Source organism: Paraburkholderia agricolaris, assembly GCF_009455635.1.
Classification (GTDB): Bacteria; Pseudomonadota; Gammaproteobacteria; order Burkholderiales; family Burkholderiaceae; genus Paraburkholderia; species Paraburkholderia agricolaris.
In genome coordinates, this window is the sequence record NZ_QPER01000001.1 from 1,539,687 (window position 1) to 1,563,602 (window position 23,916).

The 23,916-nt window shown below is 61.6% G+C and carries 16 protein-coding genes; 7 read left to right on the forward strand and 9 right to left on the reverse strand.

All coding sequences use genetic code 11. From position 1 onward, the window contains the following. Window positions 1-50: 50 nt before the first annotated feature. The 6 genes from GH665_RS07045 to fixL form a co-directional block, all read right to left on the reverse strand. Complete coding sequence (locus tag GH665_RS07045; RefSeq protein WP_153135257.1) at window positions 51-2,159, reverse strand: M3 family metallopeptidase; 2,109 nt, start codon at window positions 2,157-2,159, stop codon at window positions 51-53. A gap of 333 nt (window positions 2,160-2,492) precedes the next feature. Further along, on the reverse strand, window positions 2,493-3,353 hold the full coding sequence (gene folD, locus GH665_RS07050) for a bifunctional methylenetetrahydrofolate dehydrogenase/methenyltetrahydrofolate cyclohydrolase FolD (RefSeq protein ID WP_153135258.1): 861 nt from the start codon (window positions 3,351-3,353) through the stop codon (window positions 2,493-2,495). Window positions 3,354-3,747: 394 nt separating this feature from the next. Further along, window positions 3,748-4,689: a DUF2950 domain-containing protein gene (locus tag GH665_RS07055; protein ID WP_153135259.1), complete on the reverse strand. Its 942-nt coding sequence runs from the start codon at window positions 4,687-4,689 to the stop codon at window positions 3,748-3,750. Window positions 4,690-4,709: 20 nt separating this feature from the next. Then, window positions 4,710-6,020 carry a DUF3300 domain-containing protein gene (locus GH665_RS07060; protein WP_153135260.1) on the reverse strand — a complete coding sequence of 437 codons (1,311 nt, stop codon included), beginning with the start codon at window positions 6,018-6,020 and terminating at the stop codon, window positions 4,710-4,712. A gap of 555 nt (window positions 6,021-6,575) precedes the next feature. After that, on the reverse strand, window positions 6,576-7,220 hold the full coding sequence (gene fixJ / locus GH665_RS07065; protein WP_011488992.1) for an oxygen response regulator transcription factor FixJ: 645 nt from the start codon (window positions 7,218-7,220) through the stop codon (window positions 6,576-6,578). Then, a complete protein-coding gene (fixL, locus tag GH665_RS07070; protein ID WP_106351640.1) occupies window positions 7,217-9,733 on the reverse strand; it encodes an oxygen sensor histidine kinase FixL in 2,517 nt (838 codons plus the stop codon). Before fixL ends, fixJ begins: the two co-directional genes overlap by 4 nt. 275 nt (window positions 9,734-10,008) lie before the next feature. Here fixL and aceE point away from each other — a divergent pair, with 275 nt between their 5' ends. The 3 genes from aceE to lpdA all read left to right on the forward strand — a co-directional run bounded on the left by aceE (window position 10,009) and on the right by lpdA (window position 16,499). Then, window positions 10,009-12,705 carry a pyruvate dehydrogenase (acetyl-transferring), homodimeric type gene (aceE, locus tag GH665_RS07075; RefSeq protein WP_153135261.1) on the forward strand — a complete coding sequence of 899 codons (2,697 nt, stop codon included), beginning with the start codon at window positions 10,009-10,011 and terminating at the stop codon, window positions 12,703-12,705. A gap of 86 nt (window positions 12,706-12,791) precedes the next feature. After that, window positions 12,792-14,447, forward strand: coding sequence for a dihydrolipoyllysine-residue acetyltransferase (aceF, locus tag GH665_RS07080; RefSeq protein ID WP_153135262.1), 1,656 nt, complete (start codon window positions 12,792-12,794; stop codon window positions 14,445-14,447). A 261-nt stretch (window positions 14,448-14,708) separates the two neighbouring features. Next, window positions 14,709-16,499: a dihydrolipoyl dehydrogenase gene (gene lpdA / locus GH665_RS07085; RefSeq protein ID WP_153135263.1), complete on the forward strand. Its 1,791-nt coding sequence runs from the start codon at window positions 14,709-14,711 to the stop codon at window positions 16,497-16,499. A 337-nt stretch (window positions 16,500-16,836) separates the two neighbouring features. On the opposite strand, the gene GH665_RS07090 is transcribed toward lpdA, so the two are convergent. After that, window positions 16,837-17,409, reverse strand: a complete 573-nt coding sequence (locus tag GH665_RS07090) for a phasin family protein (RefSeq protein WP_028199484.1) — start codon at window positions 17,407-17,409, stop codon at window positions 16,837-16,839. 805 nt (window positions 17,410-18,214) lie between these two features. Between GH665_RS07090 and pbpG the strand changes: the two genes are divergently transcribed. Further along, a complete protein-coding gene (gene pbpG / locus GH665_RS07095; RefSeq protein ID WP_153135264.1) occupies window positions 18,215-19,408 on the forward strand; it encodes a D-alanyl-D-alanine endopeptidase in 1,194 nt (397 codons plus the stop codon). Window positions 19,409-19,514: 106 nt separating this feature from the next. Here pbpG and GH665_RS07100 read toward each other — a convergent pair whose 3' ends face one another. Then, complete coding sequence (locus GH665_RS07100) at window positions 19,515-20,315, reverse strand: IclR family transcriptional regulator (protein WP_028199486.1); 801 nt, start codon at window positions 20,313-20,315, stop codon at window positions 19,515-19,517. Between the two features lie 179 nt (window positions 20,316-20,494). Here GH665_RS07100 and GH665_RS07105 point away from each other — a divergent pair, with 179 nt between their 5' ends. Together GH665_RS07105 and GH665_RS07110 are read left to right on the forward strand one after the other, a co-directional pair. Beyond that, window positions 20,495-21,217 carry a (Fe-S)-binding protein gene (locus tag GH665_RS07105; RefSeq protein WP_153135265.1) on the forward strand — a complete coding sequence of 241 codons (723 nt, stop codon included), beginning with the start codon at window positions 20,495-20,497 and terminating at the stop codon, window positions 21,215-21,217. A gap of 107 nt (window positions 21,218-21,324) precedes the next feature. Continuing rightward, window positions 21,325-22,740 (forward strand): lactate utilization protein B, encoded by a 1,416-nt coding sequence (locus GH665_RS07110; protein ID WP_153135266.1) that lies wholly within the window; start codon window positions 21,325-21,327, stop codon window positions 22,738-22,740. 54 nt (window positions 22,741-22,794) lie between these two features. Here GH665_RS07110 and GH665_RS07115 read toward each other — a convergent pair whose 3' ends face one another. Then, window positions 22,795-23,364 carry a hypothetical protein gene (locus GH665_RS07115; protein WP_153135267.1) on the reverse strand — a complete coding sequence of 190 codons (570 nt, stop codon included), beginning with the start codon at window positions 23,362-23,364 and terminating at the stop codon, window positions 22,795-22,797. A gap of 267 nt (window positions 23,365-23,631) precedes the next feature. Between GH665_RS07115 and GH665_RS07120 the strand changes: the two genes are divergently transcribed. After that, entirely contained in the window at window positions 23,632-23,871 is a 240-nt protein-coding gene (locus GH665_RS07120; RefSeq protein ID WP_153135268.1) for a hypothetical protein, read from the forward strand. Window positions 23,872-23,916: the final 45 nt, after the last annotated feature.

The window sequence follows — 23,916 nt, forward strand, 5'->3', positions numbered from 1 at the left end:
CTGAAGTCGACGCCGTCCGCAACGCCGACTATCGAGGCATCAACGCAAGCTCAATGCGCCGCGCCAGGCGTCATGCCGTTGTGCCGCAGCAAGGCATCGATATTCGGCTCGCGGCCGCGGAACGCCTTGAACGATTCCATCGCAGGGCGGCTGCCGCCCACTTCCAGAATCTCCTTGCGATAGCGCATGCCGGTTGTCTGATCGAGCACGCTGCCGCTGGCTGCCTGTGCGGCTTCTTCGAACGCGGCGTACGCATCGGCAGACAGTACTTCAGCCCACTTGTAGCTGTAGTAGCCCGCCGCATAACCGCCCGCGAAAATGTGGCTGAACGTATTCGGCCAGCGCGAGAACGAAGCTTGCGGCACCACGTGGAAACGCTCGTTGATCTCGCTCGCAAGTTCGGTCGCGTTCTTCGTACCGGACGCATCGAAACCGGTGTGCAGTTGCATGTCGAACATGGAGAACACGATCTGACGCAAGGTGCCGAGACCGCTCTGGAAATTCTTCGCGGCGAGCATCTTGTCGAAGAGATCGCGCGGCAACGGCTTGGCGGTGTCGACGTGCGAGGTCATGTCGCTCAGAACGTCCCATTCCCAGCAGAAGTTCTCCATGAATTGCGACGGCAATTCAACCGCGTCCCACTCGACGCCGTTGATACCGGATACGCCCAGTTCATCCACCTTCGTGAGCATGTGATGCAGTCCGTGGCCGAACTCGTGGAACAGCGTGATCACTTCGTCATGCGTGAAGCAGGCCGGTTTGCCGCCAACCGGTGCCGAGAAGTTACAGGTCAGATAGGCCACGGGCGTTTGCACGCCGCCGTGCGTGTGTTTGTGGCGGCCGCGTGCGTCGTCCATCCATGCGCCGCCGCGTTTGCCTTCACGTGCATACAGATCGAGATAGAACTGGGCGACGAGCCCGCCGTCCTGATTCTCAACGCGGAAAAAACGCACGTCAGGGTGCCAGACGGCCGCTTCGTCGCGACGGATGCGCACGCCGAACAGCGTTTCGGTGACCTTGAACAGGCCCTTGAATACGGCGTCTTCCGGAAAGTACTGTTTGACCTCGTTCTCGGAGAACGAATAGCGTTTCTGGCGCAGACGTTCGGCGGCGAAGGTCATGTCCCATGGCTGCAGGTCGCTCATGCCGAGTTCGCTCGCGGCGAATTCGCGCAGTTCCTTCCAGTCCTGTTCGGCATGCGGACGCGCGCGCGTGGCGAGATCTTCGAGGAATGCCATCACCTGTGCCGGCGATTCGGCCATCTTCGGCGCGAGCGAGACTTCGGCGAAGTTGTTGTAGCCGAGCATGTGTGCTTCTTCGGCGCGCAGTTTCAACTGATCGGCAAGCACCTGGGTGTTGTCCCATTCGGGCTTGCCGCCGCCGTATTGCGGGCCGAGCTCGGAGGCGCGCGTCACATACGCGCGGTAGATCGCTTCGCGCATCGCGCGGTTTTCCGAGTACTGCATGACCGGGAAATACGACGGGAAATGCAGCGTGAATTTGTAGCCGGTCTTGCCTTCGCGTTCGGCCGCTTCTTTCGCGGCTTCGATCACGTCTTCGGGCAGGCCGGCCAGTTGCGCCTCATCGCCGGCCTCGACGATGTAAGCGTACGCGTTCGTCGCATCGAGCACGTGATCCGAAAACGCTTTCGACAATCCTGCCTGGCGTTCCTGCAATTCAGCGAAATGCGGCTTCTGGTCTTCGGGCAATTCCGCGCCCGAAAGGCGGAAATCGCGCAGTGCATTGCCGAGGATCTTCTTACGGTCACCGGTCAGCGATGCGAAATCGCTGCTGGCGTTCAGTGCCTTGTATTTCTCATACAACGCGAGATTCTGACCGACGCTCGACCAGAATTCGGTGACGCGCGGCAGATTTTCACCGTATACGGCGCGCAGTTCCGGCGTGTCCGCCACGGCGTTCAGATGGCCGACCACGCTCCAGGCGCGCGACAGCGGTTCGGTGGCGCGCTCCACCGGCTCGACCACGTCGGCCCACGAGGCGGGCGTAATCGGCTGGGCGGCGCGCTCGACGGCGGCGGCCGCATCGGCGAGCAGCACGTCGAGCGCGGGTGTGACGTGTTCGGGGCGAATTTCGCCAAAGCGCGGCAGGTCGGAGAAATCGAGGAGCGGATTGTCGTGCTTCGAGGGGGTAGTGGACATAAGGCTTCCTGTCTGACGCGGGTGAACGGGTAATCGGTGCATCGACGGGCGCGCGCTGCAACGCCCCGATGACACTCTATAGAGACATTATTGGGGCAGGGCGCGCCGATTCCAATCCGTCGGCAGACAAATTATCAGATGTCGCGCGACTGTGCGCGCAGAGCGGATGCCGCGCGCGCGTTAGTCGACGGCGATGCGTCGCTGCGCGCGGTGGGAAAGTGGGCGATGGGAATTGCTGCCATGCGGCATTGGCAGATCGGGCCGCACGGCATGGAAAGCCTTTTGCGTGCCGGGCAGGACGCCTCGACGCCCCGGCGGCACGCGCGGGCGTGTTTAAGCCTTGGCCGCCGCTTCGCGCTCGGCGGCTTCGATCGTATTGACGAGCAGCATCGTAATTGTCATCGGACCGACGCCGCCCGGCACCGGTGTGATGTAACCGGCCACTTCCTTGACGCCGGCGAAATCGACGTCGCCGCACAGCTTGCCGGCTTCGTCGCGATTCATGCCGACGTCGATCACGGCTGCGCCCGGCTTCACCATATCGGCGGTGAGAATGTTGCGCAGCCCGGTGGCGGCGACCACCACGTCGGCGTTACGGGTGTGGGCGGCCAGATCGCGCGTCTTGCTGTGGCAGATCGTGACGGTCGCACCGGCTTCGAGCAGCAGCAGCGCCATCGGCTTGCCGACGATGTTCGAGCGGCCGATCACCACCGCGTTCGCGCCTTGCAGCGGAATTTCGTAAGCCGCCAGCATCTTCATCACGCCGTACGGCGTGCAAGGGCGGAACAACGGCCGGCCGGTCATCAGCGCGCCGGCATTGGCGACGTGAAAACCATCCACGTCCTTTTCCGGGGCGATTGCCTCGATCACCTTGTGGCTGTCGATATGCGGCGGCAACGGCAGTTGCACCAGAATGCCGTGGATCAGCGGGTCGCGATTCAGTTCGTCGATGCGCGCCAGCAGATCGGCTTCCGGCAGATCGGCCGGATAGCGGTCGAACGACGAACCGAGGCCGTTGTCGTGGCACGCCTTGACCTTGTTGCGCACATAGACTTCACTGGCCGGATTGTCGCCGACCAGCACCACGGCGAGGCCCGGCTGATGGCCGCGAGCAGTGAGGGCGGCGGCACGCGTGGCGACTTCGGCGCGCAGGGTCTTGGAAAGGGCTAGGCCGTCGATCAGTTTGGCAGTCATGGTCGGTCGAGATGGGCAGTTTGGAAAGCGGGACAGAGCGCAGGCGCGCGTGACATGGGCGGCACGTGCGATGGCGCTTTTCATCGGAAACGGGGCGGCACATGAAAAGCGCGCGGCGCGAATCAGGGATAAGCGGCGCTGCAAAGTCCGACATTATACCGACCCTGCATGGCGGGCTATGCGGGGATTGCTGCCGCGTGGGAACAGGGCGGCTTCGCGGAGCTTCGGGCTGTGCAGGGGGGCGCTGGCAACGGGGGCGAAGGCGGTTAGGCAGGTGCTGGTGCCGGCGCGAACCTCAGCATGGATGCCGGCGCCGGACACCGGCGCGAATTCAGAAACAGATCGGCCGCGAACGGGCTGATGCGCCGCCGCGGCCGTCGAACCCCTGCGGTCTTTATGGCTGCACGGCTTGCCAGCTATCGTCCGGATCGAACGATTTAACGGCGGCCGCGGCGCGTGCGGTTTGCGGCCCCAGGTTCTTCTGATAGACCTGACCCTCCTGATTGACGATAAAGCTCATCACGCCAGTCTTGCCATACTCGGCCGGCGAGGCGATCAGACCAAACCCTTTGCTCAGCACGCCGTTCTCCACATAGTTCTGCGCGCCACCTTTCGCGTGCGGACCTTGTGCCGTCAGGATCCGGTAGTGATAGCCGTGATAGGCCTCGGTCGGCAGGGTGCCGTTGGGCATGGTGGCGGCGAGCGGTCCGAGCGGGCTTTCCGTTTCGCCGGGCGCGGTGACCCAATACAGGCCGTCATGCTGGCCTTGCGTACTGACGAAGCGCTGGGCGTAGTGCTGGGTCAGGTTGTGATAGTCGTATTGCGAGTCGAGGTAGGCGAGCGAGGTCAGGATCGCCGCGCGTTCGTTACGGCCGATGCGGCGTGTCAGCATTTCGTCCTGCGCGGCGGGCGGATCGAAACGCCAGCCGTGCGCGGCCTGCACCAGCGGAATCGGCAACGTCCAGCCACTGTCGCCGACTGCCAGATGCGCGGTTGCGCGTCCCTTGCTCTTCACAGGGTCCTCGACGATCTGATGCCCCTTCGACCATGCGCCGAGGAACTGGTAGATATCGTCTTCGCCGATTCCTTCGGAAGGAATGAAGCGATGGAAATCGTTGCCGAGCACGTGTTTGAGCGCGTCCTCGTCGTTGCGGGCCAGGGCGTCGACGAACGCACTGGCGGCTGCGTCGGCCGTGGGATAGACCGCCTGGGCGTGTGCGGCGGTTGTGCCGAGCAGCAGTACCGGCGCCACCAGCAGGCTGCCGGTCGTGCCGAGGGCGGCGGCGAGTGTCCGAACGTGGGCGCGCAGGGCGCCGCGGGGAAATAAGCGAATCATTAGAGACTCCTCCTGATCGTTCAACGGTTGCGGCCGAGATGGCGTTCACCGCCGCCACCGCCCAGTCTGCCGCCGCCACCGAAGCTGCCACCTCCGCCGCCGCGCTGGACACCACCGCCGTTTGCGCCGAGACCTCCACCGCTGCGTTGCTGGCCGCCACCGTTGGCGCCGAAGCCGCCGGAACGGTTACCGGCAGCATTGCGGCTGGTCTGGCCACGCTGCATGTCCTGCCGGGCGGTATTGCCGTCACCGGCGCCGCGCAGCGCGTTATCGCGATTGACGTTCTGTGCGCGGTTTTGCAGATCGGCGTTGGCGGTGCCTCCCTGATGAATTCCCTGCACGCGCTGGCTCGCATTGCCGCTCAGGTTCTGGCCGGTGCGGTTCTGCAGGGTTTGCTGCGCCTGGGCACGGGCAGCGTCGTCACGGCCGCGGTAGGCATCGCGTTGTGCACCGCCGAGGTTGTTGTTGACGTTGCGGTTGAGGTTCGCGTTGTTGACATTGCGATTGACGTTGGTGTTGCGGTTCCAGTTCGTCGTGCTGCTGTTCACGTTGAGCCGGTTGTTCACATTGATGTTGTTGTACCGGTTCACGTTGATGTTGACGTCATGCGTATTCCAGTTGAAGCCGCCCCACAACGAATTGGCTACGGCGACGCCCGCGCCGAACGCGAGGCCGGTAGCGAAACCGGTTGCGATTGCATAACCGGGCGGCGGTGGAACATACACGGGCGGATAGGCGGGATAGGGCCACGTACCGTAGACGACGGTCGGGTTATACGTCGGCACGTACACCACTTGTGGATTGGCCGGCACGATCTGAATCGTGCTTTGCTCGACCACGACCTTCTGCTGTGAACTGGTCTTCAGATTGCCGGCGGCCTGCGCCTGTTTGCGCAAGCGTTGCACGGAATCCATCACGTCGTTGGGCTGGGCAAGAAAGGCGTTGCCCAGTTGCGAGACCCAGTCGGGTTTCGACGCCATCGTCGCGAGGACCTGCGGGAAGGCGACCAGCGATTGCACGCTCGGATCCCATGGCTCGGACGCGACTGCTTTGACGGCGTCATCGCCCTGTAGCTTCGCGTTCGCTTTCGACCATGCAGCCGCGGCCTGCACGTCTTGCGGGAAGGTGGCTGCCATCAGCACCTGCGCGAGCAGGGCGTCGGGATAGAGCGCGATGGGCGCGGTCAGCGAATCGAGTTGCTGGTTCGATATCTTTGCGGCGCTTTGTGCATAAGCGGCAGTCGGCGCGGCGAGTCCCATGACGAACGGCGCACCCGCGAATGCGGCGCAGATAAGCAACACACGCGAACAGTGTGTTCCGGATCGTTTCACGATGAAATCCTCCCGGCTGGGTTAGACGCGCGAGACTGATGCGCAGCGCATGCTGCGTTGCCCGGACGCAATGAAATGTGGAGCGTGGTGAAGAGCGTGGCGGGTGGCCCAGATGTGGCCGAACCGATCGATACGACACATGCACCGGCGAAGCAGCCAGGCCACTTCACCTGCTTTGCATTGCCTGACGCCGGGTATGACAACTGCAGTTCATCTGTCCTGTGCTCATAGGGCATCAGCGATTCCTGCTAAGGAGTTCTGTGTAAATTAGGGGGCACAGCCGAGCTTGTCAATCTTGTCGGAGGAAAGAAGTTAATGACGTTTGACGTAAACAGATGCTGACTAATACACAGTAATGCTGAATAGATACAGACGCGCCGAGCCATGCGGCTTGTCGTCATTGCGTTGGATCAGAAAGCGAAGGGAGAGGCGGCGGGGCAGAGCGGGGCGCGGACGCGGACGGAAAAGGACGGGCCGGACGTGTCGGCAGTCCGGCCGCTGAAACTCAATCGCGATCCGCGGAGTGGGCCGCGGTCGTTATCGCGCTTGTTATATCTATTGCGCCGGTTGCGGCTTGTTCGACAACGCGAGACGCAGCAGATCGGCGACCGTGTTGACGTTGAGCTTTTCCATGATGTTCGCGCGATGCGCTTCAACTGTCTTGATGCTGATGCCGAGGTCGTCGGCGATCTGCTTGTTCAGACGGCCGGCGATGATGCGCTCGAGCACCTGGTGTTCACGCGCGGTCAGCTTGCCGAGACGTTCGGCGGCGGCGCGCTGTTGCTGCACGCTGGTGCTTTCGCTGCGTGCCTTGTCGAGCATGCGCTCGACCAGCTTGCGCAGTTCTGCTTCGTCGAACGGTTTTTCGATGAAGTCCATCGCGCCTTTTTTCATCGTCGACACGGCCATCGGCACGTCGCCGTGACCCGTCACGAAGATGATCGGCAGCGACGCGTTGTCGGCGATCAGGCGTTCCTGCAACTCGAGCCCGCTCATGCCGGACATCCGCACATCGAGAATCAGACAAGCGATCTGGCCCGGATGCGTATGCGGCTGCCATGCGTCGATGAACTGCTCGGCGCTGGAGAAGCATTGCACGCGGTAGCCGTTCGCCTCCAGCAGCCAGCGCAGCGAATCTCGCACGGCCTCGTCGTCGTCGACGACAAAGACTGTTTCCTGTGTGGTGACTGGGCTGTTCATAGCTCTCCCGTAACGGTTTGTGGTGTCGGCGCCTCTGACCCGCCGTTGCTCGGGCCGTCAGGCTCTCCAATAGGCAGACTGCAATGGAACGTGGCGCCCGTGATGTGGCCGTCAGACTCGACGTTGTTCACCACCCACAGACGACCGCGGTGCGATTCGATAATCGAACGGCAAATGTTCAGCCCCATGCCCATACCGTCGGACTTGGTGCTGTAAAACGGTTCAAACAGACGCTCGGCGGTTGCTTCGTCGACCCCCGGGCCCTGATCCACAACGCTGATGCAGACAAATCCGCTGTCGAGCCGCACGACCACGCGAATCACGGGGTCGACCGCATTCGGGCGCGCATCGTGCATGGCTTCCACGCCGTTCTTCAGCAGGTTCACCAGTACCTGCTCGATCAGCACCGGGTCGACGTAGATCACCGGCAAGCGCGAGCGCAGATCGGTCACGATGCGAATCTTGCGCTTGCGCGCTTCGAGTTCCGCGAGACCCACGGCGTCGGCGACGATATCGGCCACGCGCGTGGCCTGGCGTTTCGGCTCGCTGCGTTTCACGAACTCGCGAATGCGCTTGATGATCATGCCGGCCCGCACCGCCTGTTGAGCGGTTTTTTCGAGCACGGGCAGGAGATTGTCAGGCGTCGTCCGACCGGATTTAACCAGTGCGACGGTTCCTGAGCAATAGTTATTGATCGCGGCGAGCGGCTGGTTCAGTTCGTGCGCGAGCGACGAAGCCATTTCGCCCATCGTCATCAGGCGGCTGGTGAACTGCAGCTTCTCGTCCTGCTGACGCGAGAGTTCCTGAGCCTGCTTGCGGGTGGTGATGTCGGTCGCGATCTGCATCTGCGCGAGGTGGCCGTCCACCCACTGAATGTACTGACGGCGCACTTCGAACCATTTCTGGATGCTTTGCACATAGACTTCCTGCGCATCGGCCGTACTTTCGGTCAGGGCCGCAGCAGGCAGGCCCGCGTAGGTGTCCACCATGTCGATCGAATCGGACGACGCCTGCGCGCTATCGAACCCGCCGCCCGCCAGTTCCAGATGACCGTCCGGGCGAATGCCGAACAGGTGGCGGTAGTAGCGGTTGGCGAACAGCAATTCGGCTTCGTCGGCGGCCAGCACGGAGACGGCGGCGTCCAGACTTTCGAGCACGGTCGTGAAGCGTTCGTGCGCGGCGGCGAGTTCTTCGCGCGCGCGCTTCGGCTCAGTGATGTCGGTCATCGACGACATCCAGCCGGTCTGGCGGCCCGAGCTGTCGATCAGCGGCGACACGTAGAGCCGCGCGTGGAACGACGAACCGTCTTTGCGGCGCACCCGCAATTCGAAACCTGAAGACGGCGCCTTGCCGCGCAGCGTCATGTCGAGCTGGCGTTGCATCTCAGGGTAGGCGTCGCGCGGCCAGTATGCGAACGGCGCGTTCTTGCCGACCAGATCGCTTTCGTCCCAGCCGGTCATCCGGCAGAAAGCCGGGTTCACGTGCGTGATACGGCCGTGCATGTCGAGCACGCGCATACCGATCAGCACCGAGTTTTCCATTGCGCGACGAAAGAAGGCCTCGGCGTACAGCGCCTGCTGGGCCTCGAAACGTTGCCGTGTGTGCTTCCACAGGCTCCACAGACTCCACAGCACGAAGCACGACAGGCCGGCCACCAGCCACACCAGCGTGTTGTTGGTGAAGTTGGTCATCTGCGGGAACGCGTAGACGCGTACCGAGACACCCTGGCCCGGCGGGTCGAGCGGCAGATCATAGAACATGTCGCGCGGCAGGCGCGGGCGGGTCGACGTGGTGGTCAACTCGCGGTTGTTCACGTCGATGATCGAGATTTTGTATTTGGCCGACAGCTCGGGCGGAATGTCGTGCTTGAGGATGCCTTCCACCGAGAACACGGCGGCAATCGTGCCGAGGAAGTCACGGTCGCGGAACACCGGTGTCTGCAGCGTGATGTAGCCATTGCCGAGGTCGTCGTAGATCAGCGGCGAATACACCTGGCGGCGCGTGTTGCGGGCCTCGGCGAAGGCGGCTTTGACGGCCTCGTCCATCTGCGCGTCGTTCGGTTTGGCAAGGCGCTGGCCGAACACGGGGAGGGCGGTATTGGGCCAGCGCGGTTGCTGCTGACTCGTATACCAGTTCATGTAGAGGATCTCGGGATGCCCCTGCATGATGTCTGTGGTGGACACCTGGAATGAATGCGGATCGGCGTGGCCGGCGACGAGATCGCGGGCGAGGGCCTGAATCTGTTCCTGCGCGCCGGTCATGGACAGGCGGATCTGCTGCTGCGCCCACGCGACATTGCGGTAGAGCGTGTCTTCCTGCTGCTGCTGTTCGCGCCGGTTGAGGCTCCACAGAATCAGGCTCATGACGACCAGAAAAACCAGGATCGACAGCAGCGGCGTGAGCAAATAGGAGTTCGACCACCACGGTCCGTGGTGCCAGCGGGAGGACGGCGTCGAATCCGCCGGCGAACCAGCGGTGCGCGCCGAGCGAGCGAAAAGCCGTTCGGTCAACATGCGTGGCATTGTAGCGCAGCAAGTCACTAGCAAATGGCGCAAAAAAGCGCTGAAAGAACCGTTATTCGGCGCAAACTAGCCGACGTATCCGTCGATCGGCAGTCAAATCAGGTTGCGCCGCAACAATTTTCCGCATTATGAGAACTGATCTCGTAATTCGAAAATTTTGTTGCGCGGACGTCGGGACCCCTTTTACAATCGGCCGAAGCTGCCGCGGCCGTGCTTCGTCCGCGTCGTCTGTTCAAAGAGCGTTCCTCTATATCCAGGAGACGAGCATGTCCGCTGTACCCGACGAAGTCATGAAATATGTCGCCGCTGAAAAAGACGACGATCCCCAGGAAACCGGCGAATGGCTGGAAGCGCTGGATGGCGTGATTTCTGCTGTGGGCCCCGATCGCGCTCACTACCTCATCGAGAAACAGATCGAATTCGCCCGTGTACACGGCGAACATCTGCCGTTCTCTGCAAACACCCCGTACATCAATACGATTCCTGTGTCGCGTCAGGCGCCGATTCCCGGCGACCAGGACCTCGAACACCGCATCCGCTCGTACACGCGCTGGAACGCCATTGCCATGGTGCTGCGCGCAGGCAAGGATACGAACGTCGGCGGCCACATCGCCTCGTTCGCGTCGGCCGCCACGCTGTACGACGTCGGCTATAACCATTTCTGGCACGCGCCGTCGGCTGAACATGGCGGCGACCTCGTGTTCGTGCAGGGCCATTCGTCGCCGGGTGTGTACTCGCGCGCGTTCCTGCTCGGCCGTCTGAGCGAAAACCAGCTCGACAACTTCCGTCAGGAAGTGGGCGGCGAGGGCATCTCGTCGTATCCGCACCCGTGGCTGATGCCGGACTTCTGGCAATTCCCGACCGTCTCGATGGGCCTCGGCCCGATCATGGCGATCTACCAGGCGCGCTTCATGAAGTACATGCAGGCGCGTGGCATTGCGAAGACCGAAGGCCGCAAGGTCTGGGCGTTCCTCGGCGACGGCGAAACGGATGAACCGGAATCGCTCGGCGCAATCGGTATGGCCGGTCGCGAACGTCTCGACAACCTGGTGTTCGTGATCAACTGTAACCTGCAGCGCCTGGATGGCCCGGTGCGCGGTAACGGCAAGATCATCCAGGAACTCGAAAGCGAATTCCGCGGCGCCGGCTGGAACGTCATCAAGGTCGTCTGGGGCAGCCGCTGGGATGCGCTGTTCCAACGCGACAAGTCGGGCGCGCTGATGCGCCGGATGATGGAAGTCGTCGACGGCGAATATCAGACGTACAAGTCGGAGTCGGGCGCGTTTGTTCGCGAACACTTCTTCAACACGCCGGAACTGAAGGCGCTGGTCGCCGACTGGTCCGACGAAGACGTGTGGAACCTGAACCGCGGCGGCCACGATCCGCACAAGATTTACGCAGCGTTCTCGGAAGCCTCGAATGCCAAGGGCCAGCCGACCGTCATCCTCGCGAAGACGATCAAGGGCTACGGCATGGGCGAAGCCGGTCAGGCGATGAACATCACCCACCAGCAGAAGAAGCTGCACGTGGATCAGCTGAAGAAATTCCGCGATCAGTTCCGCCTGCCGATCTCCGACGAAGATCTCGTCAACGTGCCGTACCTCAAGTTCGAAGAAGGTTCGAAGGAACTCGAGTACATGCGCGCTCGCCGCCAGGACCTCGGCGGTTATCTGCCGGCGCGTCGCCAGAAGGCCGAGTCGCTGCCGGTGCCGGCGCTGGACGCATTCGAGCCGCTGCTGAAGGGCACGGGCGAAGGCCGCGAGATCTCCACGACGATGGCGTTCGTGCGGATCCTGAACATCCTGCTGAAAGACAAGGCACTCGGCAAGCGCATCGTGCCGATCGTGCCGGACGAGTCGCGTACCTTCGGTATGGAAGGCCTGTTCCGTCAGATCGGTATCTGGAATCAGGACGGCCAGAAGTACATTCCGGAAGACTCCGATCAGCTGATGTTCTATCGCGAATCGGAATCCGGTCAGATCCTGCAGGAAGGCATCAACGAAGCCGGTGGTATGTGTGACTGGATCGCAGCCGCGACGTCGTACTCGACGCACGGCGAGATCATGATCCCGTTCTACATCTTCTATTCGATGTTCGGCTTCCAGCGCATCGGCGATCTGGCATGGGCGGCGGGCGATATGCGTTCGCGCGGCTTCCTGCTGGGCGGTACCGCTGGGCGCACCACGCTGAACGGCGAAGGTCTGCAACACGAAGACGGCCACTCGCTCCTGTGGGCGGCATCGGTGCCGAACTGCATCAGCTATGACCCGACCTTCGGCTACGAACTCGCTGTCATCATGCAGGACGGTCTGCGCCGCATGGTTGCTGACCAGGAAGACGTGTACTACTACATCACGGTGATGAACGAGAACTACGAGCACCCGGCGATTCCGCAGGGCGAAGCTGTAGCGGCCGACATCATCAAGGGTATGTATTCGTTCAGGAAGGCTGACGCGAATCAGAAGGCGCCGCGTGTTCAACTGATGGGCGCGGGCACGATCTTCAACGAAGTGATCGCCGCTGCCGATCTTCTGAAGAACGACTGGGGCGTCGCAGCCGATCTGTGGAGCGTGCCGAGCTTCACCGAACTTGCTCGCGAAGGCCACGAAGTGCAGCGCTGGAACCTGCTGCACCCGACGGAAGAGAAGAAGGTCTCGCACGTCGAGAAGCTGCTGAAGGACGCACAAGGTCCGGTCATCGCTTCGACCGACTACGTGCGCGCGCTGACCGAGCAGATCCGCGCGTTCGTGCCGCAGAAATTCGTCGTGCTGGGCACGGATGGCTACGGCCGTTCGGACACGCGTGAAAAGCTGCGTCATTTCTTCGAAGTCGATCGCTACTGGGTCACGGTTGCCGCGTTGAATGCGCTGGCAGACGAAGGCACGATCGAACGCAAGGTGGTCGCCGAGGCGCTCAAGAAGTACAACCTTGATCCCGCCAAACCCAACCCGATGACCGTCTAAGGCATCATTCCCCGTGTGCCATGGCGTGCGCGCCTGCCCCTGATCGCCAGGGGCGGGTGGCGTGCGCGGCCCAGGAGACACTAACAATGAGTCAAGCGATCGAAATCAAGGTGCCGGACATCGGCGATTACAAGGACATTCCTGTGATCGAGGTGCTGGTGAAGGCGGGTGATACCGTCGAGAAAGAGCAATCGCTCGTTACGCTGGAATCCGACAAGGCGACCATGGACGTGCCGAGCTCGGCTGCCGGCGTCGTCAAGGAAGTGAAGGTCAAGGTTGGCGACAACGTGTCGGAAGGCTCGCTGATCGTCGTGCTGGAAGGCGCGGGCGCGGCGGCTGCCGCACCGGCTCCCGCTCCGGCGCCTGCTGCTGCACCGGCCCCCGCAGCGGCTCCGGCTGCGGCGCCTGCCCCGGCGCCCGCTGCCGCCAGCGGCGGTCTGCAAGAAGTCAAAGTGCCGGATATCGGCGACTACAAAGACATTCCCGTGATCGAAGTCGCGGTGAAGGTCGGCGATCGCGTCGAGAAAGAGCAGTCGCTGGTGACGCTCGAATCGGACAAGGCGACCATGGACGTGCCGAGCTCGGCTGCCGGCGTCGTCAAGGAAGTGAAGGTCAAGGTCGGCGATAACGTGTCGGAAGGCTCGGTCATCGTCGTGCTGGAAGCCGAAGGTGGCGCAGCCGCGTCGGCACCGGCTCCCGCGCCGAAGCAGACGGCCGAAAAGCCGTCGGACGCGCCGGCTGCACCGTCGCCGGCACCGGCTCAACCGTCCGCACTGGCGCAAGCGCCGGTGATCCAGGCGGGCGAGGGTGGTGCCCGTCAGGCGAGCCATGCTTCGCCGTCCGTGCGCAAGTTCGCGCGCGAACTCGGCGTCGACGTGGTGCAAGTGCAGGGCACGGGTCCGAAGGGCCGCATTACGCAAGCCGACGTGACCGCCTTCATCAAGGGCGTGATGACTGGTCAGCGTGCCGCACCGGCTGGCGCTGCGCCGGCTGCCGCGGGCGGTGGCGAACTGAATCTGCTGCCGTGGCCGAAGGTCGACTTCACCAAATTCGGCCCGGTCGATCCGAAGCCGCTGTCGCGCATCAAGAAGATCTCGGGCGCGAATCTGCATCGCAACTGGGTCATGATTCCGCACGTCACGAACAACGACGAAGCGGACATCACCGATCTCGAAGCGCTGCGCGTGCAGTTGAACAAGGAAAACGAAAAGGCCGGCGTGAAAGTCACGATGCTGGCGTTCGTAATCAAGGCGGTGGTTGCCGCTTTGAAGCAGTTCCCGACGTTCAATGCCAGCCTCGACGGCGACAACCTGGTGTTCAAGCAGTACTTCCATATCGGGTTTGCTGCCGATACGCCGAACGGTCTGGTCGTTCCGGTGATTCGCGATGCGGACAAGAAGGGTTTGATCGATATCGCGAAGGAAATGACCGAGCTTTCGAAGGCCGCGCGTGATGGCAAGCTGAAGCCGGATCAGATGCAAGGTGGCTGCTTCTCGATTTCTTCGCTGGGTGGGATTGGCGGGACTAACTTCACGCCGATTATCAATGCGCCTGAAGTCGCCATTCTCGGTTTGTCGCGTGGCGCGATGAAGCCGGTTTGGGATGGCAAGCAGTTTGTGCCGCGTCTGATTCTGCCGCTGTCGTTGTCGTATGACCATCGGGTGATCGATGGTGCTGCGGCGGCGCGGTTCAATGCGTATCTAGGTGCGATTCTTGCCGATTTTCGGCGTGTGATTCTTTGATCTGATGTTGCGTGGGGCGCGGGTTGGTTTTTGTCGGTTATCCGCGTCTCTCTGTAGAACCTGCTTTCTTAGTGGTCTATTAGCGTCGCCCCTGTGCGGGGCGGCACTTACTTTTCTTTGTCTTCCAAAGAAAAGTAAGCAAAAGAAAGGCGCGTCCTTGGGCGGACAGCAAAGGATGTTTCTGTTCGCCGCGCTGCCAGCTTTTGGGCCGCATGTTTCTGGTTCTTCGCTTCATCACGATCAATAAGAGAAGGGGACACTATGAGTCTCGTCGAAGTAAAAGTGCCGGATATCGGTGACTTCAAAGACGTCGATGTCATCGAAGTCAATATCAAGCCGGGCGATGTCATCGAAACCGAACAGGCGTTGATGACGCTCGAGTCCGATAAGGCCTCCATCGAAGTGCCGAGCGACACCGCCGGCACAGTCAAGGAAGTACGCGTCAAAGCCGGCGACAAAGTCTCGCAAGGCACGATCATCGCGCTGGTCGAAACGTCGGCAGACGCGGGAGCGGCTAAAGAGGCACCGAAGGCTGCGGCCAAAGAACCCGAGAAGGCACCGGCGGCTGCAGCGCAAGCTGCAGCCACCGCGCCGAAGGCTGCCGCGCCCGCTCCGCAAGCCGGTAGCTTCTCCGGCAACGCGGATATCGAGTGCGACATGCTCGTGCTCGGTTCGGGCCCCGGCGGTTACTCGGCCGCGTTCCGCTCCGCCGACCTCGGCATGAAGACGGTGCTCGTCGAACGTTATTCAACGCTCGGCGGCGTCTGTCTGAATGTCGGCTGTATTCCGTCGAAGGCGCTGCTGCACACGGCGCTCGTTATCGACGAAGCCGAAGCGCTGGGCTCGCATGGCATCACGTTCGGCAAGCCGCAAATCGATCTCGACAAGCTGCGCGACTTCAAGTCGGGCGTCGTCAAGAAGCTCACCGGCGGTCTCGCCGGCATGGCCAAGATGCGCAAGGTCGAAGTCGTGACGGGCACGGGCTCGTTCGTCGATCCGTATCACATGGAAGTGCAGACCGAAGGCGGCAAGAAGGTCGTCAAGTTCAAGCAGGCGATCATCGCCGCGGGCTCGGAAGCGGTGAAGCTGCCGTTCATTCCGGAAGATCCACGTGTGGTCGATTCGACCGGCGCGCTTGAACTGCGTCAGATTCCGCAACGCATGCTGGTCATCGGCGGCGGCATTATCGGTCTCGAAATGGCGACGGTCTACGCTACGCTCGGCGCGCAGATCGACGTGGTCGAAATGCTCGACGGCCTGATGGCCGGCGCGGATCGGGATCTGGTCAAGGTCTGGGAAAAGTACAACAGCAAGCGTTTTGCGAACGTCATGCTGAAGACCAAAACCACCGGGGCAGAGGCGAAAGACGACGGCATCTACGTGTCGTTCGAAGGCGAAAAGGCGCCGGCCGAAGCGCAGCGCTACGACCTCGTGCTGGTTGCCGTCGGCCGTACGCCGAATGGCAAGAAGATCGGTGCGGACAAGGCGGGTGTGGCGGTAACGGATCGCGGCTTCATCGACGTCGACAAGCAGATGCGCACCAATGTCCCGCACATCTTCGCGATCGGCGATATCGTCGGCCAGCCGATGCTCGCGCACAAAGCCGTGCATGAAGGTCATGTCGCCGCTGAAGCCGCTCATGGCGAAAAGGCATACTTCGACGCGCTGCAGATCCCGTCGGTGGCCTACACCGATCCGGAAGTCGCATGGGCCGGCAAGACGGAAGACCAGCTGAAAGCCGCAGGCATCAAGTACGGCAAGGCGGTGTTCCCGTGGGCCGCTTCGGGCCGCGCAATCGCCAACGGTCGCGATGAAGGCTTTACCAAGCTGCTGTTCGACGAAGAAACCCATCGCGTGATCGGCGGCGGTATTGTCGGTCTGAATGCCGGCGATCTGATCAGCGAAGTCTGTCTGGCAGTCGAAATGGGCGCGGACGCAACGGATATCGGTAAGACGATTCACCCGCATCCGACACTTGGCGAATCGATCGGCATGGCCGCCGAGTTGTACGAAGGCGTTTGTACCGACCTGCCGCCGCAGAAAAAGAAGTAATGCCACTGGGTCCGCCTGCATGGGGGCGGACTCGGGCGGGCTCAATAATGCAGAGGCAAAAAAACGGCGCGCCCCGCAAAGGGCGCGCCGTTTTCTTTTGCAGCAAGCAGCGTTTGCCGTGAAGCGACGCATGAAACATACGTCGTGCATCTCAGACAGCGGGCAAAAAAATCCCGGCTTGGCGCCGGGCAAACGATACGTTATTCAACGTATCGGAGCGTTCGGCCAGATAAAACCGTGTGAGCGGCAACGGCACGGCGCTGTTGCTTGCGGTAACGCCGGCTCAACCTTGAGGCTGAGCCGGCGCAATGTGATGCCTGGAAGTGATGCCTGAAACTTAGACTGCCTTCTTTGCCGAGCGCGATGCTTGTGCAGCGGCTTGCGATGCTGCCTTCGATGCGGCCGTTGCGGCTGCATTGAAGTTGCTTTCGGCGATTTCGACAGCTTGCTTGGTTGCCTTGTGGACCGTTTCGTACGTGGTGTTGGCGGCGGTGATAGCCGACTTGATCACGGCGACAGCGGTTTCCGAACCGGCCGGTGCATTCTTCGCAACGTTTTCGACGAGCGACTGGACCTTGCGGTTTTGCTCTTCGAATTGAGCTTCCGCGACGCGGGTGAATTCACCTTGCGTGGCCGAAACGATCTCATACACGTGACGGCCGTACGACAGCGCCTTTTCAGCCACCGGCTGTGCAAGGCTTGCTTGCAGTGCCAGCAGTTCCTGCGCGTCCTTCACCGACAGCGCGCGTTGGGCATTTTCCTGGCTTTCTGCGAGCGTCGATTTCACGACTTGCAGGTTCAGTTCAACCAGCTTTTCGACGCCTTCAAATGCTTTGGTCGTCAGGCCAAACAACGTTTCAAAGTTGGCTTTCTGGGCTGCAGCGAATTGCTCAGGGGTCAGCAGAGTCATGGTTTACGCTCCTGGGTCGCGGCCTGTCTGTGCGGACCGCATTGGGTTAGTGGCAAGACGCTTTAAGATCGTCTCCCCGGACTACGATGTATTGTGCATCGCAGCAATGGTTCCCATTTTAGGATGGCCGCAACGAATGTCAAGCGTTTTTTGTGCGTTGCACAATGTTGATAAATTGCTGATAAAACAATGCGTTATGCAGTAGGCATGACATTCATATGGTGCGGGTTAATTTGTCCGCCGCACCACGCTGGTGCGGGAAGAATCTGCATTTGTTACCGATTTCAGGGGAGGTTTTGACCCTTGATGACGCGCTGCATTGGCGAGAACGCAACGCGGGCGTTTGACAAAAAATCCATCCACCGGCCCTCTCGATGTAAACCAGAAAGTGTCACGGAACGTTAATGCTCTATGCTGGTCGAATGCGCGTTGGCGGTCTCCAGCAGGCGTTTAACAGCCTTCAGCGGGGCCCCTGCTGACGTCCGGTGGGCCGGCACATTGTGTCGGCACGTGGCGCTGGCAAAGCTTTGCACGCTGGCGCTCCGACCGTATTTCCCCTGATCAAGGTTGTCTCGAAATTGCCGTTATGCTGAAAGGATCGTCTCGATTCCGGCATCTGGCGGCAAAGGCGAGGCGCAACGCGTTGGCGATCGTTTTTTTCGATCGAAACGTGGCACTTATTTGTGTTTTTGCGATCGGAGCTTACAAGCCGGTTTAAGGAGCGCGTATAAGTGCTTCAAATTGCTAATTTTTCGTTGTTTTACTACACTTGCGGAAACCTCTTGCCGCTCCCTACCGAACACCCATGAAAACCGACATGTTTTCGTCGCTAAAAGTGATCCACGGCGCGGCCCGTAGCACCGCTCTGTCGGTGGCCGCCTCCATGGTCATCGCGGCGGCGTTCGCCACGCCCGTCAGCACTTTTGCCGCCACGCCCGCTACACCCGCCACCAAGGCGAAAACTTCCAAACACGCGAAAGCAGCCAAAAAGCCTGTCGCGGCCACTGCCAGCAAAGTGTCAGGCAAGAAGGCCGTGAAGGGCGCTGCTGTGAAGACCGTGGCCGCCGCGGGCGACGACGCTCCGCGCGCGAGTGTCAAGCGCAAGCGCGTGACGTACACCTCGAACGGCCGCCACCATTCGGTGGTACGCCGTGTCGCGTACGAACCGCGTCCGCCTACCGTCGGCCAGGCTTTCGGTCTGCACGAAACGCCGGACGCGCTGATGCTGCGCTCAAGCGTTGCCTATGTGATCGACCAGAATAGCGGCGAGTCGCTGTTCGACAAGAATTCGCGCGCCGTGGTGCCGATCGCATCGATCACCAAGCTGATGACCGCGATGGTGGTGCTCGATTCGAAAGAACCGATGACCGACCAGATCGAAGTCACCGACGAAGACCGTGACTACGAGAAGAACACCGGCTCGCGCCTGTCAGTGGGTTCGGTACTCTCGCGTGAAGACATGCTGCACATCGCGCTGATGGCTTCGGAAAACCGCGCGGCCGCAGCGTTGTCGCGTTATTTCCCGGGCGGCCGTCCGGCCTTCCTCGCGGCAATGAATGCGAAGGCCAAGCAACTCGGCATGACCGACACGCACTTCGAGAACCCCACGGGTTTGACGAGCCAGAACGTGTCGAGCGCACGCGACCTCGTGAAGATGGTCAACGCGGCGTATCAATATCCGCTGATCCGCAAGTTCTCGACCGATCATAGCTACGAGGTCTACACGGGCAAGCGTTCGCTGGCGTACAACAGCACCAATGCATTGGTGCGCAACCCGACGTGGGACATCGGCCTGCAAAAGACCGGTTTCATCAACGAAGCGGGCGAGTGCCTGGTGATGCAGGCGACCATTCACGGCCGCCCGATGATCATGGTGCTGCTCGATTCGTCGGGTAAGTATTCGCGCTTTGCCGACGCAACGCGTCTGCGCACCTGGCTCGACAACGGTGGCGATCAGCCGCGCATCACAAGTGCGGATGCCGGCGGCGCGGGTACCTGAAGCCGCTTTGCATCTTCTGGCAGCCGGTTTTCGAACCGACCAGAAAAAAAGCCTCGCAAATGCGAGGCTTTTTTATTGAACCGCAGGAGCAGCAACAACCGCACGCTTATGCGTGCTGTGGACGCTCCTGCTGTATCTGCGGGCGATAACCGAGCGACGCGGAAATCAGCAACGCCGTCTGGCTGAGTTGTGCCAGCCACGAATCCTGTAAGCGATCCGCCGGGGCGGACAGCGACAGGCCCGCAACCAGCTTGCCGGTGTCGTCGTAAATCCCCGCTGCGATACAGCGCACGCCCAGCTCCAGTTCTTCGTTATCGCGCGCGCACGCCTGTTGACGCACGTGCGACAGTTCGCGTTCGAGTTTGGTCAGATCGGTGATGCTGTTCTGCGTGTGGCCGGACAGGCCGGTACGCGTGGCATAAGCCCGCACGCGGGTCGATTCGTCCGCAGCGAGGAACAGCTTGCCCACCGAGGTCAGATGCAGCGGCGCGCGACCGCCGATCGCCCGTACCACCTGCATGCCGGAGCGCTCGGAGTAGGCCCGTTCTATATAGACGATTTCGTCGCCCTGGCGTACCGACAGGTTCACTGTCTGCCCGGTTTGACGGTGCAGTTCGCGCATCGGCGTGAGCGCCGCGTCGCGTACCGAGAGCCGCGCCTTCACCAGATTGCCCAGTTCGAGCAGGCGCATGCCGAGGCGGTAGGTGCCGGGGTCCGACCGGTCGACCAGCCGGCACATCACCATGTCGTTCAGGATGCGGTGCGCGGTGGACGGATGCAGCTCCGTGCGGATGGCAAGTTCTTTCAGGCTGACCGGGTCGCTATGCGCAGCGAGAGCATCGAGCAAGCGCATCATGCGTTCGATCACCTGGATCGACGTTTTGGGATCCGGGTTCGTATCGCTCATGGGAGGAATCGGTTGACGCGTCAAACAGCGGAAATTGATTGTATCCCGTATTGTGAAAAGAAGGAAAGCGGTTGGAAGCGCTATTCCAATTTAACGTGGCATTCGTCCTATGCCTTCCGGCCGTTGGTATTGTGCGCTAAACAGCGGATAATCAGGGACGTTTTCCCGAAGGAGGGCTCATGCGAGTCGGATTGTTCGTCACCTGCCTGATTGACCTGATGCGTCCGGAGATCGGTTTTTCGGTCATCAAGCTGATCGAAGGCGCTGGTTTCGAGGTGATGGTGCCGCCTGCGCAAACCTGCTGTGGGCAGCCTGCGTACAACTCGGGTGAGCGGCGCATCGCACGCGATCTGGCCGAGAAAACCTTGCGCGAGTTCGAACAATTCGACTACATCGTGGTGCCGTCCGGTTCCTGCGGCGGCATGATCCGTGCACATTACGGCGACCTGTTTGCAGACGATCCTGAACTGATGAACCGCTTTGGCCGCTTGCGGGCCAAGGTGTTCGAGCTGACCGATTTCCTTGTCAATGTGGCCAGGGTGCAATTGCAGCCGGGTGAGTTCTCGGGCCAGGTGACTTATCACGATTCCTGTTCGGGACTGCGCGAACTTGGCGTCAAGGCACAGCCGCGCGCGTTGCTGGCGCAGGTGGGCGTGGCGGTGACCGAAATGAAGGATTGCGAGCACTGTTGCGGCTTTGGTGGCACCTTCGCGATCAAGTACGGCGACATTTCGACCGCGATTGTCGACGAGAAATGCGCGAATATCGGTGCGAGCGGCGCCGGTACGGTGGTGCTCGGCGACCTCGGCTGCATGCTCAATATTGAAGGCCGCTTGCGGCGCACGGGCGACACCACCACCCGCGTGCTGCACATCGCCCAGGTGCTGGCGGGCGACGCTTAAGAAGCGTCGCGGCGCCCAAATACGCGCTTGATTCCAGACACGCCATTTCAGGCGCGTCATTCGCGCACTTCTGTCGCGCAATTCAGTCGAATTCGCTCAAGGCTGCCATGCAAGTCCAATCGATGCATTTCAAGGCCCGAGCGGGCCAAAAACTCGCCGACCAGCGTTTGCAGCAGAACCTCACCAAGCTGTCGACCAAGTTCGTGTCGGCCCGCGCCGCGTCCATGACCGCGATCGATTTTTCCGCCACCCGTGCCGCGCTCAAGGAGCGCCGCAATCGCGCGCTGGAAAATCTCGATGTCTGGCTCGAGACCTTCGAACGCGAAGCGGCCCGGCGCGGCGTAACGGTGCTGTTCGCCGAGACGACGCAGGAGGCCGCGCGCCTCGTCGGCGATATTGCGCGCCGGCACGAGGTGAAGAAGGTGATCAAGACCAAGTCGATGGTCACCGAGGAAATGCGCCTGAACGAGGTGTTGGGGCAGATGGGAGTGCAGTCGATCGAAACCGATCTGGGCGAATACATTCTGCAGATCAACGACAACGAGCCGCCCAGCCATATCATTGCGCCGGTCGTCCATAAAGATAAGGACGAGATCGCCGACCTTTTCGCGAAAACGCACGGCCGGCCTCGCCTGACCGAGATCACGGACATGACTCGCGAAGCGCGCGAGATGCTGCGCCCGCACTTCATGAGCGCGGACATGGGCGTGACCGGCGGCAACTTCGTGGTGGCTGAGACGGGCTCGGTCGCGCTGGTTACGAACGAGGGCAACGAAGGCATGTGCACGGTGATGCCGCGCGTGCATGTGGCCGTGACCGGCATCGAGAAAGTGTTGCCAACGCTGGAAGATCTGGCGACGGCGATGCGCCTCTTGCCGCGTTCGGCCACCGGCCAGGCAACCTCGAATTATTTTTCAGTGCTGACCGGGCCACGTGGCGCGGGCGATCAGGACGGTCCCGAGCATATGTATGTGGTGCTGGTCGACGGCGGCCGCACGGGGCTGATCGGCGGCGATTTCCAGGACATGCTCCGCTGTATCCGTTGCGGCGCCTGCATGAACCACTGCCCGGTGTATCAGAAGGTGGGTGGTCATGCCTACGGCTGGGTTTATCCGGGGCCGATGGGCTCCGTGCTGACGCCAAGCTACGTCGGGATCGACAAGGCGCTGGATCTGCCTCAGGCGGCAACGTTGTGCGGTGAATGCAACAGCGTATGTCCGGTGGGCATTCCCTTGTCCGATTTGCTGCGCAAGCTGCGCGAGAAGCAGGTCGAGCGCCGGCTGCGACCGTGGCGCGAGCGGCTAGGGCTTGCCGTGTGGGGTTTCCTCGCGCTGCACCCGGATGCTTATGCGCTTTTCACCAAGCTGGCGGTTCGTGTGCTGGAACAAATGGGCGGCCGGAATCGTTCGATCACCAAACTGCCGTTGGGTGGTGCGGGTTGGACCAATACGCGCGACATGCCGGCGCCGGTCGGCCGTACGTTCAGAGAACTTTACGCCGCACAACGCAGCCATATTGGCTGAGCGGGCGAGGCGTGCGGCTGGATTGCGCCTGCGCCTGCCCGCCATGTTGCCGGGTCAGTGGTCCGACATGCCGGGCTGGCGGCCGTAAGAACCTCTAGTCGAGGCATTGCCGCTGTTGCCGCGCCCGCCGCCATTACCTGCCTGCTGGGGCGGGGGCGACGGCGGACTGCCTGCGCCGGGGCGTGGCGCATTCGACCCGCTCGGTCCTCTCGGACCACCCACGGCGCCTTGAGGCGGCGGCCCCCCGCGTGGACCGGCGCCATTTGGCTGACCATGCCAGCCGCCGTTATCTCCGCGATTTCCGTTGTTTCCATAGTTGCCGTTATTCGGCCGGCCCCGATCCGGATAACCCGGGTAGCCCCGATATCCCGGTCCCGGCCCCGGTCCGTAATAGCGGCCCGGTCCGTCGTAGTAACCCGGCCCTGAGTAATTGCCGTAGCCCATGTAGACACTGGTTTGCGGCACAACCGGCACGCCTGTGGCGTAGCCGTCGTAACTGCCATAGTCGTTGTAGCCGCCGCCATAGCCGTTGCCGTTCATGGCTGTGCCGTCAGGATAGACGGCACAGCCGCCTAGCAATGCGGCAGCAACGGCCAGACCTGCAAGTGGAGCAATACGTTTCATTTTGGGGACCAGTGCGAAGTTTTCATTTCTGTAAGACATCTATTATCGCCAACCGTCGCACCAGCTTTGTATGCGTTTGTAAGGACTTTTCTTTTACGCCACGACGTACGTCAACGTTGTGCACGGCAAACCGGTCAACGGACTGTTCCATCCAGAGCAACGCTGTATCTCGTCCCTGTGGGTTTTTCCCGATTGTGAATTCCTATAGCATTTCGACTGGGCATAGTGCGTCACGAGCGTACGAGCCCCAATCGGAGAAACAACATCATGAAAAAGATAATATCGGTGTACTGGCCCCTCGCCATCGTTGTGCCGCTTGCTGCGGCAGCCTATCTGCACATTTGCGGCAATGAAGCTATGCGTTCGTCGCAAGCGCCGCTCGCGGCCGATCAACTGACCGCGGAACTGGCTCGTGCCGTCTCGTACGGCATGGTCGATAGCAGGGCGACGTTGCCGGCCAAACCCATGCGCGCCGTCACGGCAATGCCGCTAGCTGAAGCGTCTTAAGTCTTAAGTAACCAGGCGGCCGCCTTCCGGCGCGATTTGGCGCGG

Excerpts from the sequence above, each read along its gene's own strand:
- fixL (WP_106351640.1), bottom strand. The coding sequence starts at position 9,733 with ATGTTGACCGAACGGCTTTTCGCTCGCTCGGCGCGCACCGCTGGTTCG.
- GH665_RS07090 (WP_028199484.1), bottom strand. The coding sequence starts at position 17,409 with ATGACTCTGCTGACCCCTGAGCAATTCGCTGCAGCCCAGAAAGCCAAC.
- pbpG (WP_153135264.1), top strand. The coding sequence starts at position 18,215 with ATGAAAACCGACATGTTTTCGTCGCTAAAAGTGATCCACGGCGCGGCC.
- GH665_RS07100 (WP_028199486.1), bottom strand. The coding sequence starts at position 20,315 with ATGAGCGATACGAACCCGGATCCCAAAACGTCGATCCAGGTGATCGAA.
- fixJ (WP_011488992.1), bottom strand. The coding sequence starts at position 7,220 with ATGAACAGCCCAGTCACCACACAGGAAACAGTCTTTGTCGTCGACGAC.
- GH665_RS07115 (WP_153135267.1), bottom strand. The coding sequence starts at position 23,364 with ATGAAACGTATTGCTCCACTTGCAGGTCTGGCCGTTGCTGCCGCATTG.
- GH665_RS07055 (WP_153135259.1), bottom strand. The coding sequence starts at position 4,689 with ATGATTCGCTTATTTCCCCGCGGCGCCCTGCGCGCCCACGTTCGGACA.
- folD (WP_153135258.1), bottom strand. The coding sequence starts at position 3,353 with ATGACTGCCAAACTGATCGACGGCCTAGCCCTTTCCAAGACCCTGCGC.
- lpdA (WP_153135263.1), top strand. The coding sequence starts at position 14,709 with ATGAGTCTCGTCGAAGTAAAAGTGCCGGATATCGGTGACTTCAAAGAC.
- GH665_RS07105 (WP_153135265.1), top strand. The coding sequence starts at position 20,495 with ATGCGAGTCGGATTGTTCGTCACCTGCCTGATTGACCTGATGCGTCCG.
- aceE (WP_153135261.1), top strand. The coding sequence starts at position 10,009 with ATGTCCGCTGTACCCGACGAAGTCATGAAATATGTCGCCGCTGAAAAA.
- aceF (WP_153135262.1), top strand. The coding sequence starts at position 12,792 with ATGAGTCAAGCGATCGAAATCAAGGTGCCGGACATCGGCGATTACAAG.
- GH665_RS07045 (WP_153135257.1), bottom strand. The coding sequence starts at position 2,159 with ATGTCCACTACCCCCTCGAAGCACGACAATCCGCTCCTCGATTTCTCC.
- GH665_RS07110 (WP_153135266.1), top strand. The coding sequence starts at position 21,325 with ATGCAAGTCCAATCGATGCATTTCAAGGCCCGAGCGGGCCAAAAACTC.
- GH665_RS07120 (WP_153135268.1), top strand. The coding sequence starts at position 23,632 with ATGAAAAAGATAATATCGGTGTACTGGCCCCTCGCCATCGTTGTGCCG.